This is a genomic window from Ruminococcus intestinalis, assembly GCF_014288065.1.
Taxonomy (GTDB): Bacteria; Bacillota; Clostridia; order Oscillospirales; family Acutalibacteraceae; genus Ruminococcoides; species Ruminococcoides intestinale_A.
Genome location: NZ_JACOPS010000002.1, coordinates 206266 through 221337 on the forward strand (window position 1 = coordinate 206266; position 15072 = coordinate 221337).

Annotated in this window: 17 protein-coding genes; 3 read left to right on the forward strand and 14 right to left on the reverse strand. The window is 38.9% G+C overall.

Features of this window, described 5'->3' with window-relative positions; translation table 11 throughout:
• Positions 1-8 precede the first annotated feature (8 nt).
• Genes trxA through H8R91_RS05175 form a run of 4 tightly spaced genes read right to left on the reverse strand, consistent with a single transcriptional unit; the run spans position 9 to position 2674 of the window.
• Positions 9-326 (reverse strand): thioredoxin, encoded by a 318-nt coding sequence (gene trxA / locus H8R91_RS05160; RefSeq protein ID WP_186935152.1) that lies wholly within the window; start codon positions 324-326, stop codon positions 9-11.
• Complete coding sequence (locus tag H8R91_RS05165) at positions 327-572, reverse strand: sulfurtransferase TusA family protein (RefSeq protein WP_022235254.1); 246 nt, start codon at positions 570-572, stop codon at positions 327-329.
• Positions 565-1425 (reverse strand): ferredoxin-like domain-containing protein, encoded by an 861-nt coding sequence (locus H8R91_RS05170; RefSeq protein ID WP_186935153.1) that lies wholly within the window; start codon positions 1423-1425, stop codon positions 565-567. The genes H8R91_RS05165 and H8R91_RS05170 overlap by 8 nt, the downstream gene beginning before the upstream one ends.
• Before the next feature lie 16 nt (positions 1426-1441).
• Entirely contained in the window at positions 1442-2674 is a 1233-nt protein-coding gene (locus tag H8R91_RS05175) for an O-acetylhomoserine aminocarboxypropyltransferase/cysteine synthase family protein (RefSeq protein WP_022235252.1), read from the reverse strand.
• A 305-nt stretch (positions 2675-2979) separates the two neighbouring features.
• Here H8R91_RS05175 and H8R91_RS05180 point away from each other — a divergent pair, with 305 nt between their 5' ends.
• Positions 2980-3423: an RrF2 family transcriptional regulator gene (locus H8R91_RS05180; protein WP_186935154.1), complete on the forward strand. Its 444-nt coding sequence runs from the start codon at positions 2980-2982 to the stop codon at positions 3421-3423.
• A 55-nt stretch (positions 3424-3478) separates the two neighbouring features.
• Here the strand turns inward: H8R91_RS05180 and hemL are convergent, their stop codons facing one another.
• Genes hemL through hemA form a run of 6 tightly spaced genes read right to left on the reverse strand, consistent with a single transcriptional unit; the run spans position 3479 to position 9812 of the window.
• On the reverse strand, positions 3479-4741 hold the full coding sequence (gene hemL, locus H8R91_RS05185) for a glutamate-1-semialdehyde 2,1-aminomutase (RefSeq protein ID WP_186935155.1): 1263 nt from the start codon (positions 4739-4741) through the stop codon (positions 3479-3481).
• Positions 4742-4753: 12 nt separating this feature from the next.
• Positions 4754-5725 (reverse strand): porphobilinogen synthase, encoded by a 972-nt coding sequence (gene hemB / locus H8R91_RS05190; protein WP_186935156.1) that lies wholly within the window; start codon positions 5723-5725, stop codon positions 4754-4756.
• The gene (cobA, locus tag H8R91_RS12395; RefSeq protein ID WP_186935157.1) at positions 5725-7209 is read right to left on the reverse strand and encodes a uroporphyrinogen-III C-methyltransferase; all 1485 of its coding nucleotides are present in this window, start codon (positions 7207-7209) and stop codon (positions 5725-5727) included. Before cobA ends, hemB begins: the two co-directional genes overlap by 1 nt.
• Positions 7206-8069 (reverse strand): hydroxymethylbilane synthase, encoded by an 864-nt coding sequence (hemC, locus tag H8R91_RS05200; protein WP_186935158.1) that lies wholly within the window; start codon positions 8067-8069, stop codon positions 7206-7208. Before hemC ends, cobA begins: the two co-directional genes overlap by 4 nt.
• 1 nt (position 8070) lies before the next feature.
• Positions 8071-8676, reverse strand: a complete 606-nt coding sequence (locus tag H8R91_RS05205; protein WP_186935159.1) for a precorrin-2 dehydrogenase/sirohydrochlorin ferrochelatase family protein — start codon at positions 8674-8676, stop codon at positions 8071-8073.
• Positions 8676-9812: a glutamyl-tRNA reductase gene (gene hemA / locus H8R91_RS05210; protein ID WP_186935160.1), complete on the reverse strand. Its 1137-nt coding sequence runs from the start codon at positions 9810-9812 to the stop codon at positions 8676-8678. The genes H8R91_RS05205 and hemA overlap by 1 nt, the downstream gene beginning before the upstream one ends.
• 263 nt (positions 9813-10075) lie before the next feature.
• Between hemA and H8R91_RS05215 the strand changes: the two genes are divergently transcribed.
• Both H8R91_RS05215 and H8R91_RS05220 read left to right on the forward strand, forming a co-directional pair.
• A complete protein-coding gene (locus H8R91_RS05215) occupies positions 10076-10306 on the forward strand; it encodes an RDAC family protein (RefSeq protein ID WP_186935161.1) in 231 nt (76 codons plus the stop codon).
• A complete protein-coding gene (locus H8R91_RS05220; RefSeq protein WP_186935162.1) occupies positions 10299-11051 on the forward strand; it encodes a tRNA threonylcarbamoyladenosine dehydratase in 753 nt (250 codons plus the stop codon). Before H8R91_RS05215 ends, H8R91_RS05220 begins: the two co-directional genes overlap by 8 nt.
• A gap of 59 nt (positions 11052-11110) precedes the next feature.
• On the opposite strand, the gene H8R91_RS05225 is transcribed toward H8R91_RS05220, so the two are convergent.
• From H8R91_RS05225 to H8R91_RS05240, 4 genes are all read right to left on the reverse strand, one after another.
• A complete protein-coding gene (locus H8R91_RS05225) occupies positions 11111-12169 on the reverse strand; it encodes a sulfate/molybdate ABC transporter ATP-binding protein (RefSeq protein WP_186935163.1) in 1059 nt (352 codons plus the stop codon).
• On the reverse strand, positions 12169-12990 hold the full coding sequence (gene cysW / locus H8R91_RS05230; RefSeq protein WP_186935164.1) for a sulfate ABC transporter permease subunit CysW: 822 nt from the start codon (positions 12988-12990) through the stop codon (positions 12169-12171). Before cysW ends, H8R91_RS05225 begins: the two co-directional genes overlap by 1 nt.
• 1 nt (position 12991) lies before the next feature.
• A complete protein-coding gene (gene cysT, locus H8R91_RS05235) occupies positions 12992-13831 on the reverse strand; it encodes a sulfate ABC transporter permease subunit CysT (protein WP_022233925.1) in 840 nt (279 codons plus the stop codon).
• 76 nt (positions 13832-13907) lie between these two features.
• Positions 13908-14954 (reverse strand): sulfate ABC transporter substrate-binding protein, encoded by a 1047-nt coding sequence (locus H8R91_RS05240; protein WP_186935165.1) that lies wholly within the window; start codon positions 14952-14954, stop codon positions 13908-13910.
• Positions 14955-15072 lie beyond the last annotated feature (118 nt).

Below are 15072 nucleotides of genomic sequence, written 5' to 3' on the forward strand. Positions count from 1 at the left end.
TAACCCCTTTAAACTGATTTTTCAATAACTTCTTTAATTTCTGCTTGTTTTACTGCGCCTCGCAGTCTTGAAATCTCTTCGCCGTTTTTAAAAAATACCAAAGTCGGCGCTGCCTGTACCTCGTATTTTTCGGCAAGTTCGGAATCAAAATTTATATTGATTTTAACAATTTTGAGCTTTTCGGCATATTCTTCTTCAAGTGTGAAAAGTACCGGTGAAAGTCTTTTACAAGGCACACAACTGTCTGAATAAAAATCAGCGAGTACAGTTTTATCGGCCTGTAAAACTTCTTTTTCAAAATTGTCTTTACTGATTCTTGTCGGCATTTAATCACCAACCTTTTTAACTATAAGATTATAAGTGCCGTCCTCGTTATCAATAAGTTTTAAAATTTGGTGACCCTCTTCCTTGATACTTCTCGGAACATTCTGTACAGGCTCACCGTCATTCATTTTAACACTTAAAATCTGACCGTCGTCAAGCTCCTCAAGAGCAACCTTTGCCTTAACAAATGTTGTCGGGCAGACAACATCGGTAATATCTACCGTATCGTCAATAATAAAATCAGCCATTGTATGCCTCCAATATCTTCTCTTCAAATTTTTCTCTGCCTATTCTGTCGATTGTGAACTTAAAGCGTTCGCTCGGCTTTGCGTTTTCTTCAAAGAAATTAACAGCCGCATCGCAGATTTTCAAAAGTTTTTCTTTATCTTCAACAAAAGGAATGATTGTTTCACCTTTGTTAATTGAGTTGCCGAAAAGTCCGCCGAATGAAACTATGTAACCGTGAACGGTATCCCAAGCGTCGGTCGGGCAAGCCTTATAGCATCTTCCGCAGAAATTACATTTTGACTTGTCAACGGAAATTTTTCCGTCCTCAAGAGTGATAGCACCCTGTCGGCAAGCCTTTACGCAAACGCCGCAGCCTATACAGTCACTTTCTCTCCAGTCAACCTTTATTCCGCCCTTAATTCCCAGGTCGTTTTCCTCTGACTTAAGGCAGTTGTTCTGACATCCTGTAATACCGAATTTAAATTTATGCGGAAGTTCTTTTGCAAAATATCTGTCGTCAAGTTCTTTTGCAAGTGAATATGTATCAATACAGCCGCTCGGGCAAATTGCCTGTCCCTGACAAGCTGTAATTGTTCTTACTCTCGGACCGCATACACCGGGTTCAACATCGCCCTCGGCAAGTGCCGCCTTTACATTTTCAACATCGTCAAGTTTAATAAACGGAATTTCAACACTTTGTCTTGAGGTAAGATGCACATAGCCGTCACCGAATTTTTCTGCTACTTCTGCAATCTTGGCAAGTTGTTTTGCCGTAAGATTTCCGCCTACCACTCTTAAACGAAGGGAAAAATTATTTTTTTGTTTTTGGCGCATAAATCCGCCTTTTTTTAATGTTGAATAATCAACTGCCATTGTGAATCCCCCAAAACTAATTGTTTATTTTACTTATTGCATTTCCGAAGTCCTCAATCAGATCTGCAATGTCCTCTATACCAACGCTGATTCGGATTGTATCGTCAAACACACCTGCGTTCTCTTTCTGCTGTTCTGTACTGTGTGCGTAAATTGTGCTTGACGGATGAATTACCAATGTTCGTGTGTCACCGATATTTGTTGCGTTGGTTGCAAACTTCAAATTATTTATAAGTTCAAAGGCTTTTTCTTTACTGCCGGCTCTTATTGTAAGAATCGCACCGCCTTTGCCTTTTAAAAGTTTTTGTGTAAGTGCGTAATACTCTGAACTTTCAAGTGCCGGGTAATTAACCTCAATATCTTTACAGGTTTCAAAAAATTGTGCAAGTTTCAATGCGTTGCTGCAAAGACACTCCATTCTCAGTCCCAATGTTTCAAGACCGACAGAATTTAAAAATGCATTAAACGGAGCAAGACAACAACCGAAGTTTCGCCATATACCGTTTCGCAGTTTTGCAAGATACGAAAGTTTACCGTATTTTTTGTATTCTTTCATACCTTTGAATTTCTCTGTATCCCATTCAAATTTACCGCTGTCAATTATTATACCGCTGATTGCGTTTCCGCCGCCGTTAATATACTTTGAGGTTGAATGAACAACAATGTCAGCGCCGAAATCAATCGGGTGAACAAGATACGGTGTTGCCGTGGTGCTGTCTATAATAAGAGGTATATTGTATCTGTGTGCAAGATTTGATACCGATTCAATATCCACAATATCGAGTTTCGGATTGCCGATAAGTTCCGCAAACACTGCTCTTGTGCGCTCGTTGATAAGCGGTTCAACATTCTGCGGTGTAACCTCGTCTGCAAAGTGAGCGGTTATGCCGAATGCCTCTAAATCCTTTAACAAATCAATAGTTCCGCCAAAAAGACCTGCGCCTACTATTATTTCGTCACCGGACTCCAATATATTAAGAAGTGCCATTGTAACTGCTGCCATACCTGACGAACACGCAACAGCACCTGCACCGTTTTCAAGGGCGGCAATTCTTGCCTCAAAAGAAGTCACCGTAGGATTGCCTATTCTTGAATAAGCATATCCGGGCGCTTTGTTGTTGAACACTTTTTCAAGCTGTTCAGCAGAGCTGTGCGAAAATGCACTTACCTGATAAATAGGAGTCATAGTAGAGCCCGACGCCTTATCACCGCTAAAATTTTTGTGCAATAACGCTGTATTAAACTCCATAAGCTTCCCATCCCTTTTAAATCATATTTGCTTAGTCAATGCTTATCCTGCAAAAGCTTATCTGCAAGATGATACTGTAGATTATAACGCATTTAACTTAGTATTTCAATAGGTTTTGTAGGATTTTCCCTATTTTACAAATTTTATTCCATATTATTCTAAAATCTGTCATTATATACAATACATATTTATTTGGTAAGTATTGATTTTTTCCTTAAAAAATGTTAATCTATATTTAATACGCTTAGTCAGGCATATTCTGCTCCAAAACAGGCTTTTCTTCTGTATAAGGGGCTGATTATTAATTGAAAATATCAACAAAAGTTGAATTTGGCATTATGGCGATAATCGACATAGCGGTTTATTCTCAAAACGGCTGTTCGGTCACCGCTCCCGATATTGCCAAAAGGCACAATATATCTAAAAAATATCTTGAACAAATACTGCCGTCCCTCACCTCCGCAAATCTGATTCGTGGGCAAAAGGGACTTAACGGCGGTTATGTAGTTGCAAGAGATTTGAGTAAAATTACTTTTAAAGACATATTAAACGCTCTTGACACAAGGGTGCTTAATGATGTTTATTTTGACAGCAGAGATAAAAACGATATGATGACGGAGCTTATAAACGACAGATTGTGGAGCGCAATGTCATCATACCTGCAAAACTATGCCGAAAGTATAACTCTGGCAGAAATTGCAGAACATTACAAACAAAACGAAATTATTGCACAGGCTAAGGCTGTGTAATAAAGAAAAAAAGTGCAGCAAGATTATAGAATTGCTGCACTTTTTCTTTTCGTTATTATTCTAAACTTTTGATTGCATTGATTGTTTTATCTATATCCTCATCGGTATGTGCAAACGAAACAAACATTGCCTCAAACTGCGACGGAGCTGTGTATATTCCGTTGTCCTGCATATGTCTGAAATATTCGGCAAATCGGGCAGTATCGGCAGTTTTGGCTGTATCATAATCTTTTACCTTTTCATTGGTAAAGAAAACCGTCATAATTGAACCTACACGATTCACATTCATTCCCGATTCTTGCATAGCATTTTCAAGCTGCAATGAAATTTTCTCAAGCCTTGTATAAATTTCAGCTTCGTTTTCCTCAAGGATTTTTAAGGTTTCAATTCCCGCACTTACGGCAACGGGATTACCTGAAAGTGTGCCTGCCTGATACACCGAACCGAGCGGAGCAACGCACTGCATAACTTCTTTTTTACCGCCGTACACAGCCAAAGGCATACCTCCGCCTACAATTTTGCCAAGTGTGGTAAGGTCGGGTTTAACATTGTAATATTTTTGAGCACCGCCAATGCTAAGTCTAAAACCCGTAATAACTTCGTCAAAAATAAGCAGAGAATTATATTTTAGCGTAATATCTCTCAAAAACCGTAAAAAGCCCTCCTGCGGCGGTACAACACCCATATTGGCGGCACAAGGCTCTACAATAACGCAGGCAATATCATCACCGTGCTCCTCAAAAAGTTTTTCTACCGACTCTTTATTATTGTATTTTGCAAGCAGGGTATTATCCGTATATCCTTTAGGAACACCTGCACTGTCGGGGATAGAATTGGTAAGAAGTCCTGAACCCGATTTCACAAGCAGACCGTCCGAATGACCGTGATAGCAACCCTCAAACTTAACTATTTTATCTCTCTTTGTATAACCCCTTGCGGCACGGATTGCACTCATAACCGCCTCTGTACCCGAATTTACAAGTCTTAACATTTCCATTGACGGAAAATGCTTTTTTATAAGTTTGGCAAGTTCGATTTCTCCGCTGTGACAAGCACCGAATGTAAGTCCTCTTTGACAGGTTTCGGTTACTGCATTTATAACTCTTTCGTTAGCGTGTCCGAGAATATTCGGGCCCCATGAGCAAATATAATCGATGTATTCGTTGCCGTCGACATCATAGATTTTTGAACCCTTTGCGTGGTCGATAAACAACGGCGCTCTGCCAACCGCACGGCACGCACGAACAGGGCTGTTTACTCCTCCGGGCATAAAATTTTGAGCTTGGGCATAAAACTTTTCCGAATTTTGAATATTCATTTTTGCCACCTCTTACTTGTAAAATTCGTCAATCCACTTTGCGGCGTCAAGTGCGTGATATGTAATTATAATATCCGCACCCGCCCTTTTCATAGCGATTAAATTTTCGGAAACAACTTTCTTTTCGTCTATCCAACCTTTTTCTGCCGCTGCCTTTACCATCGCATATTCGCCGCTGACATTGTACACTACAAGCGGTAAATCAAAACGCTCTCTTGCGACTTTTACAACATCAAGGTACGCAAGCGCAGGCTTTACCATAACCATATCTGCGCCCTCTTCTATATCGTCTTCAATCTCTCGCAATGCCTCTTTGCCGTTTGCATAGTCCATCTGATAGCTTTTTCTGTCGCCGAATTCAGGTGCGGACTCGGCGGCATCTCTGAACGGTGAATAATATGCAGACGCAAACTTTGCACTGTAAGAAAGTATAGGAGTATCTGCAAAGCCGTTTTCATCAAGAGCATTTCTGATTGCAGACACTCTGCCGTCCATCATATCTGACGGAGCAATAATGTCCGCACCTGCCTTTGCAAGGCTTACCGCCATTCTTGAAAGCAGCGGCAGGGTTTCGTCATTCAATATTTTATGACCGCATACAACACCGCAATGTCCGTGACTTGTATATTCGCAAAGACACACATCGGCAATTATAAGCATTGACGGATATTTAACTTTTATATATCGGATAGCCTGCTGGGTAATTCCGTTTTCGTCATAAGCGCCGCTTGCAAGCTCGTCCTTGTGTTTCGGAATACCGAAAATTAATATTCCCGCAATCGAACTCTCGCTTATTTCCGCTAAAATTTCATCTAATCTGTCAAGTGAATACTGATAAACATTTGGCATAGATTCCACGGGCTTTTTTATATTTTCGCCCTCGGCAACAAAAATCGGGTAAATAAGGTCTTTCTTATCTACTCTTGTTTCACGCACAAGACTGCGTATACTTTCATTTGATCTCAGTCGTCTGAATCTTCTCATTAAAAATCACTCTCTTTTTTAACATCTGAAATAATTGTATTGATAATTCCGACTACATCTTTTGTTTTTGCAATTTTGTAATCGGCTATATTGTACTTATGCAAAGCCTTTGCGGTTATCTCGCCAATACAAACAATTTTTGTGTTTTCGCTAACAGCATATCCGCTTTCAAAAAAAGCGTTTACGCCCGAAGAACTTGCAAAGGTTATGTAATCGGAGGTAATAATTCCGCCCTCCGACTTACTTTCCGACTGAATGTCATAGGTCTTTACATCGTCATAAATTATATTATTGCGACTTAAAATTTCAGTAAGTTCTTTTGAGCCGTTTTCCGCACGCAAAATCAACACACGCTCATTTTTGTTTACCGTATCTGCCAAAAGATTTCCCAAATTTGCAGAAGTATAAACCTTTGGAATAATATCGGCAAAAATGCCGTATTTTTCAAGAATACCCGCTGTTCCGCTGCCGATAACGGCAAATTTTATATTACACAGTTTGCGAACATCGACCTTTAACGCTCTCAATTTTTTAATAAAAATTTCAGCGCCGTTCATACTTGTAAGCACTATGTAATTATAATTATTAACGTTTGAAAGCGCTTTGTCAAGCTGCTCGTTTTGTCGGTATTCCTTTACACTAAGATAATCAATACGGTTGATTCTCGCACCAAGCGACATAAGTTCTCTGCCAAGTTTCGCAGACAATTTATGCGTACCTGTAACCGCAACGGTTTTATTTTTGAGCGGCTTTTCTATTGTAGCGGAAAAATCAAGCCTCACTGCTTCTCCCACTACGATTATTGCAGGCGGTTCAACTTTGCTTTGTTCTGCAAGACTGCAAATATTTTTTAAAGTACCTCTTACCGTACTTTCCTTTGCATATGCACCGTTTGACACAATTGCGGCAGGCGTATTTTCGTTTTTGCCGTTTTCTGTAAGACCTTTTACAATTTCGGGTAATTTTCTAAGTCCCATTAAAAATACAAGTGTACCGTCAAGTTTTGCGTATTCCCGTATATTTTTCGGTAAGGTATCCTGCGCCGTATGACCTGTGATTATGTGTACACTGCGGCTTAAATTTCTGTGAGTAACGGGAATACCCGCAATTTCGGGAACTGCTATTGCCGAGGAAATACCGGGGATAACTTCATAAGGAATATTGTGACTTTGAAGTGCCTGTACTTCCTCTCCTCCCCTGCCGAAAACAAACGGATCTCCGCCTTTTAGGCGCACAACAGTCTTGCCTTCGTTTGCTTTTGCAATGAGAATTTCGTTTATATTCTCCTGCTTTTCACTATGCTTTCCTGCTCGTTTTCCGACACAAATTTTTTCTGCATTATCCGCATACTCAAGCAACAGCTTGTCGGTAAGGCTGTCATATACAACGACATCGCATTTTTTCAGACAATTCTGTCCACGCAGAGTTATTAAGTCATAATCGCCGCACCCTGCTCCCACAAGATAAACTTTTCCGTTGTTCACAACTTGCTCACCAACCTTTTTGCAAGATTAAACCTGTCTTTAATATCGGCACTGCCCGATATTGTTTTTTTACAATCTGTAGAAATTATAAGCTCTATTTTGCCGTTTGTTACCTTTGAAAAAGCGCCGACAGGCATACCGCAATCTGCGTTTAGCAACTTTGGAATCTGTCTTTCTGTTTCAAATTCAAGCATAGTTTCTGTATGACTTATTTCTTTTAACCTTTCTGAAATCGCACTGCCTGTTTTACTCTCCGCAACTACGATTGCCTGACAAGGCGCAGGGAGAAAATCAGAATATTCAAAAGGTGTTACATCGTATTTTTCACTGTTATAAAGCGACAATCTTTCAAGTCCTGCCGCCGCAAGAATAATTGCGTCATATTCTTTATTAATAAGTTTATTAATTCTTGTGTCAACATTTCCTCTTATATCTTTAATCTGTACAAGCGGATACTGTTTTTTTATAAAGCCACGGCGTCTAAGACTGCCTGTGCCGACAATAAATTTTTCTTCGTTTTTTATCGGCTCATTTTTTCTTGTAACAAGCACATCACGATAATTGCCACGATTTAAAGCAGAGGATATTTCAAGTCCGTCTGCAAGTTCAAGAGGCAGATCTTTTGCGCTGTGCACTGCCATATCTGCCGCTCCGCTTAATAAAGCATTCTCAAGTTCAGAGATAAAAACTCCCTTTCCGCCTATCATTGCAAGCGGCTTATCAAGAATTTTATCTCCTTTTGTTGAAATGCAAACTATTTCTGTATCTATATCGTCAAATCTCTTTTTCAAAGCATTTGCAAACATCTCTGTCTGTGCAATGGCAAGTTTGCTTTTTCTTGTACCTATTCTTACTTTCATATCAGCTGTTTTCCTTTATAATTTTATTAACAACATCGGTATCAATACTTTCTCCGCAAAGGCACATACTCATAAGTGCCGAAAAAACTTTCTTTCTTAACTCTTCGTCCGCCGTGTTTTCCTTTATGTATTCTCTGTACTGCCACAATGTTTCTGCGGTATCGGAATTTGTATTTTCAAGCATATTTAAAAACTGCTCTTTTAAATACTTTGCATATATCGGACTTTTGCCCGATGTGGTAATACCGACAGTAACGGAATTTTTTTGTACAAGCGCAGGAAAAATAAATCCGCATTTTTCTTTGTCATCAACAGTATTTACAAGAATATTTTTCTCCTTGCATAATTCAAATATATGCGAGTTCACCTGTTCGTTATCGGTAGCACTGATAACACAAAAAGCACCGTTTAAATCGTTGTCATCAAACTCACGCTCAACGACTTTCACATTAAATTTTAAAATCTCCTCGCAGATTTTCGGAGATACCACGGTAATACTCGGCTTAAAAGGTGACAGCTTTTCTATCTTTCTTAAAGCTACCGTTCCGCCGCCCACTACAAGAATATTTTTATTTTCTATATCAATATAAAAAGGAAAATATGCCATTATATCTTTTCTCCACAGCTTTTAAATGCATCAAGTATCTTTATAAATTCTTCTGACGGTAACTCGGCTTTGAATTTATATAATATTTCTTCTAAGGAATTTTCACTGAGTTTATTTTTTACACTCTCCATATGCGGTAAAAAAAAGTGAAAAGCTATGTCTTTTTTAAGTACATCGCTTTCTTCTTTTATAATCTCTTTTGCGCTTTCCACACTGTCAAGTTTAAGCTCATTGTTGTTCTTTGCGAGTTTTTCAAAATAATCTATTCCGATCAGCTTTAAACCTTTTATCTCTGCAACCGAGCCGTCAATGTCAGGAGGTACGGCAAGATCTATAAACAGTCTTGGCTTATCGGTTTTTATATTCTTCTTTAAATCATAATATGTAACAGTGTAATGCGGACTTGCGGTAGCGCTGACTACGCAATCGGCAGAATCCATATAACTGTACCTATCGGCATAATTAGCAATTGTAATGTTTGCTTTGGTCTGTACCGACTCCGCACTGTGTTTTCTTGATGTTGCAATAACGCTTACATTTTTATGCGACAAAAGATTTTTTACAAGTACAGTGCCTATCTTCCCCGTTGCGCCTATAACGAGAACATTTACTTTATCCTTAAAATGTGCGATTTCATTTCCCGCAAGGGTTGCGGTTGAAACAGAAGTTTTTGAAAGTGCGGTTTGAGTTTTTATTTTTTTTGCGCAAGCCATTGCGGATTGAAAAGTCATATTTAACTCGTAACCCGTCATACCCAAGTCTTTTGCCATAGTGTAAGCAAGTTTTATTTGTCCGAGAATTTCGTCCTCACCTATAACCATAGATTCAATACCGCTTACCACTCTGAAAAGATGCATTACCGCTTTATCGGAATAGAACAAATACAAATGCTTTTTAAGCAAATCACATTCTATTCCCGAATAGTTTGAAAGCAGATTTTGCACTGTATTTAGGCTGTCTTCATTTCCGCAAAAATAAAGTTCTGTTCTGTTACAGGTGCAAAGAATAACGCACTCGCTTACGGTTTTTCCGTTTATAAGTTCAGTTAGAAGTTCTTTTTGTACATTTTCGGAAAAAGCAAGTTTTTTTCTGATATTCACATCTGAATTTTTATAATTTACACTTATGCAATACATCTTTATCCACCCAATTTAATTCTACCCTGTTATTTTAATACTAAGGTATAGCGTTGTCAATTTTATGCATTATTTTTAAGTTAAGATTTATAATAAAAATAAACAAACGGGCTATATCATATTAAACCTACTGAATTAATATGTTTTATTATACTATTACCGATAAGTAAAGTCAATAATTTTTTAATTTTGCTATTGACAAAACAAATGATTGAAATATAATACTTATTGTATAGATAGGAATTATAAATTAAGGAGCAGCTATGACAGTTAAATTTGATACGGTAAAAATTTTGAAAGACGAACTTATGGATAACTTTAATACTTATCTGCATTTTCACGATGCCTGCGGCGGACAATATTTTTCGTTTGACGAAGTACCGAGTGATGAAGTATTAAAACACGCAGAAAACTTTTTTCGTAATATGAATTACAAGATACAAATTTCGGACGATAAACTAAGTTTTTATATTAAGGAGAAAATCAATGCTTAATCAATTTTCAAGAACACAGCTTTTGCTCGGAGCAGAGGCAATGGAAAAACTTGCAAATGCAAAGGTTGCAATATTCGGAATAGGCGGTGTAGGCGGATACACTGCCGAGGCGCTCGCACGCACAGGAATAGGCCGGCTTGACCTTATAGACGATGACAAAGTATGCCTTACAAATATTAATCGTCAGATATTTGCCACAAGAAAAACAGTAGGCAAATACAAGGTAGATGTTGCCGAAGAAAGGCTGAAAGAAATCAATCCGAATATAATCATAAACAAGCATCAGAAATTCTACACTCCCGAAACCTCCGCCGAATTTGATTTTACACAGTATGATTACATAGTAGACGCTATCGACACGGTAACAGGCAAAATAGAACTTGTTATGCAGGCAAAAAAAGCGAACACCCCTATAATCTGTTCAATGGGTGCGGGAAATAAACTTGATGCAAGTGCTTTTGAAGTTGCCGATCTTTACAAAACTTCCGTATGCCCTCTTGCAAGAGTAATGCGTAATGAACTTAAAAAGCGCGGCATTAAAAAACTTAAAGTTGTATATTCAAAGGAAAAGCCTATCACCCCTATTGAAGATATGGCAATAAGCTGCAAAACAACCTGCATCTGCCCTCCCGGAACTGCAAGAAAATGCACACAAAGGCGACAAGTACCCGGCAGTATAGCATTTGTACCGTCAGTAGTCGGTCTTATAATTGCAGGCGAAGTGGTTAAAGATTTAATAAAATAATCTATAGAGCAACACACCGATTGAAAAGCCAATCGGTGTGTTTTAAGTTTGTCTGTAAATTAAATTACTACGGATTCCTCTGTGAGAGATTTGTTTTCAAGAATAAATGCGTTATCTCCCTTTGTAACAAACAGTCTGTATAAGAATACATTTACCTTTTCGCCGTGATAAACTGCAGGTTCTTCAAGTCCTCGTACTCCGTTAATTACGCCGCCGTCACATTTTACCGTAACTTCAATGTTGTTGCCTCTGAAAGCTGTTTTCACTACCTCGCCGACCGATACGGACGCTTTTTGTCTGAACGGTTCGTTCAACTTGGTAATCTTTATAAATTCAGGTCTTACAATAGCTTTGTCCGCACCATCCACAACATCAAAGGTTTTAAATTTTGTATAATCGTCAAGCACGGTTGTCTGACCGAAGAAAGATGCGGAAAAGGCTGTCTGCGGTTTCTGATATATTTCTATCGGTGTGCCTATCTGCTCGATTCTGCCTTTGTTTGTAATAATGATTTCATCGGCAACCTCAATTGCCTCATCTTGGTCGTGAGTTACAAATATACTTGTAACTCCGAGTTTTTCAATCATTTCTTTAAGCCACGAGCGAAGCTCCTGTCTTACCTTTGCATCAATAGCCGCAAACGGCTCGTCAAGCAGCAAAAGCGTCGGGTTAGGTGCAAGTGCTCTTGCAAACGCTACTCTCTGTTTCTGACCGCCCGAAAGCTGACTCGGATAACGCTTTTCAAGTCCCTTTAATCCGATAAGTTCAACAAGTTCGCTTACTCTTTCTTTTATATATTTTTTGTCCTTTTTCTGAATTTTAAGACCAAACGCAATGTTGTCGAATACAGTCATATATCTGAAAAGTGCGTAATTCTGAAATACAAAACCTATTCCTCGTTTGCTTGCCGGAATATCATTTACGACCTTGCCGTCAATAATAATTTCGCCGCTGTCGGGAGTTTCAAGTCCGGCAATCATTCTTAGAATTGTGGTTTTTCCGCTGCCCGACGGACCTAAAAGTCCTATAAGTTTTCCCTGCTCAATTGTGAAATTCACATTATCAGACGCCTTGTAATTGCCAAAGGTTTTATTTATATTTTTAAGTTCTACATACATTACGATTCCTTCTTTCCTTTGTATTCAATTACACTTCTGATAATCAGAATTATTACCGCCATAATTACAAGAATTGCCGATACCGCAAAAGCAGGTACGGTTTTAAATTCGTTAAATAAAATTTCTATATGGAGGGGCAATGTATTGGTTTTTCCACGCAGATGTCCCGAAAGTACAGACACTGCGCCGAACTCGCCCATTGCTCTTGCCGCACACAAAACTATGCCGTACAGAAATGCCCATTTAATATGCGGAAATGTTATCTTTCTGAAAATTGTAAGTCCCTTTGCTCCCATTAATGCGGCAGCCTCTTCCTCATCTGTTCCCTCCGATTCAAGAACGGGAATAAGCTCTCGTGAGATAAACGGAAATGTAACAAATATTGTTGCAAGAATAATACCCGGAACCGCAAAAATTACTTTTATATCAAGTTCCTGTAAAAGAGGATACAAAACACTTTGTCTGCCAAAGGTAAGTACAAATATCAGACCTGCAATTACAGGCGATACGGTAACGGGTAAGTCGATAAGCGTGGTAAGAATTTTTTTACCTTTAAAGTGAAACTTTGTTACAGACCACGCAGCGAACAATCCGAATATTGTATTGAAAACAACTGCGCACGCTGTTGCCTCAAGTGTAAGCAAAACAGCTTTTAAAGTATATTCGTCGCTTACTGCGTCCCAAAATACCTGCCAGCCGCTCTTCAATGCCTCTGTCAGCACGGTTGCAAGAGGAAGTACAAGCATAATGAATAAAAACAAAGCGCTGATACCTATTAATATCCACTTTACGACCTTTGAACCTTTTGTTTCTTCGTGCATATTATCTTCCTCCCTTTAATATTTTTGAATTTCTTGCCTGAATAAGATTTACAACAAACAAGATTAAGAATGATGCCGCAAGCATTACAAGTGCAATTGCTGTAGCGCTCTTATAATCAAACTCCTGCAGCTTTGACATAATAATGAGCGGTGTAATTTCAGTTTCAAAAGGCTTGTTGCCTGCTATAAAAATTACCGAGCCGTACTCACCTAGACATCTGCCGAACGCAAGTCCGAAACCTGTAAGAATTGACGGGAGAATTTCAGGAAAAATAATCTTCCAAAAAATCTTTATTCTGCTCGCACCCATTACACCTGCAGCCTCTTCATAAACAGGGTCAAGTTTTTCGAGTACAGGCTGAACCGCTCTTACAACAAACGGAATACCTATAAATACAAGCGCAAAAGTAATACCTACCCTTGTGTACGCAATGCTTATGCCAAACCGTGCGAAAAAACTGCCTATGTAACCTGTATCGGCTGTTAAAGAAGTAAGCGCAATACCCGCAACCGCTGTCGGCAGTGCAAAAGGAAGTTCAATCATTCCGTCAAGTATTCTTTTACCCGGAAATTTATAACGAACCAGCACCCATGCAAGTATAACACCCATAACCGCATTTATTGCAGAGGCTATGAATGCGGTAATAAGGCTTACCTGATAACTTGCCATTACTCTTTCGCTTGTAACCGTATCTATAAAATCTGACCAGCTCATCTGTGCTGTGTAAATCACAAGAGAAGCAAGCGGAATCAATACGATTATGCTAAGTATTGATACAGTAACTCCCATAGATAAGCCAAAGCCGGGGATAACTCGTTTTGCTTTTTTAGTTTTATTCATTCTTACACCCGCTTTTCTTGTAAATACAAAGCATAGTGTTCAGCCGCAAAACAGCCGAACACATATGCATAGTTAATTATTTTTCGTAAATTTTATCAAATATTCCGCCGTCTGCGAAATGTGTTTTTTGTGCCTCGTCCCAACCGCCGAAGTCACTAATTGTAACAAGGTTAATATTTAAATCGAATACATCTGAATACTCTTTCAAAATATCCTGATTGTATGGACGGTAATAATTATCGCCTGCAATCCTCTGTGCCTCATCGCTGTATAAGTAGCTAAGATATTCGGTAGCAACCTCTCTTGTTCCTCTGCTGTCAACTACTTCATCAACAACGGCAACCGACGGTTGTGCAAGAATACTTACGCTCGGAGTTATAATTTCATATTCGTCCGGATGGTCCTTAATAGAAAGATAAGCCTCGTTTTCCCAAGCTAAAAGCACATCGCCCTGTCCGTTTTCCACAAAAGTGGTTGTTGCTCCTCTTGCACCCGAATCAAGTACAAGTACATTTTGATAAAGCTTTTTTACAAAGTCTTCAATTTTGCTTTCATCACCGTTATAAAGCTTATCGGCATATGCCCATGCGGCAAGGTAGTTCCATCTTGCGCCGCCCGAGGTCTTAGGGTTTGGAGTAATAACGCCGACGCCGTCCTTTATAAGATCGTTCCAATCCTTAATATTTTTCGGATTGCCTTTTCTTACAAGGAATACAATTGTAGATGTATAAGGTGAAGAATCGTTTTCAAAATTATTTATCCAACCGTCATTTATAAGACCTGCATCTCTTACGGCATTAACATCGTACTCAAGCGCAAGTGTGACTACATCTGCCTCAAGTCCGTTTGCAACCTCAAGAGCCTGCTTGCCCGAACCGCCGTGCGATTGAGTAACCTCTACTTCCTGACCTGTTTTTGCTTTCCAATGGTCGGCAAAAATTTTATTATAGCTTTCGTAAAGTTCTCGTGTAGGGTCATATGAAACATTGGTTATATGTACCTTAGCATCATTAGAAGTATCTTTAGAAGCTTTTCCGCAGCCGAAAAGAGCAAAGGCAGAAGTACCGATAAGGGCTGTTGTAAGAATTGCGGATATAAGTCTTTTAGTAAACACTTTTTTCATTTTAATCTAACCTTTCTTTTAGCTTTATCATAAATTAATAAGTAAACCGATAAAATGTTTTAACACATCGACTTACCGCCAAAAGAACCGCACATTCGTTTATTTATTCGGTTAAAAT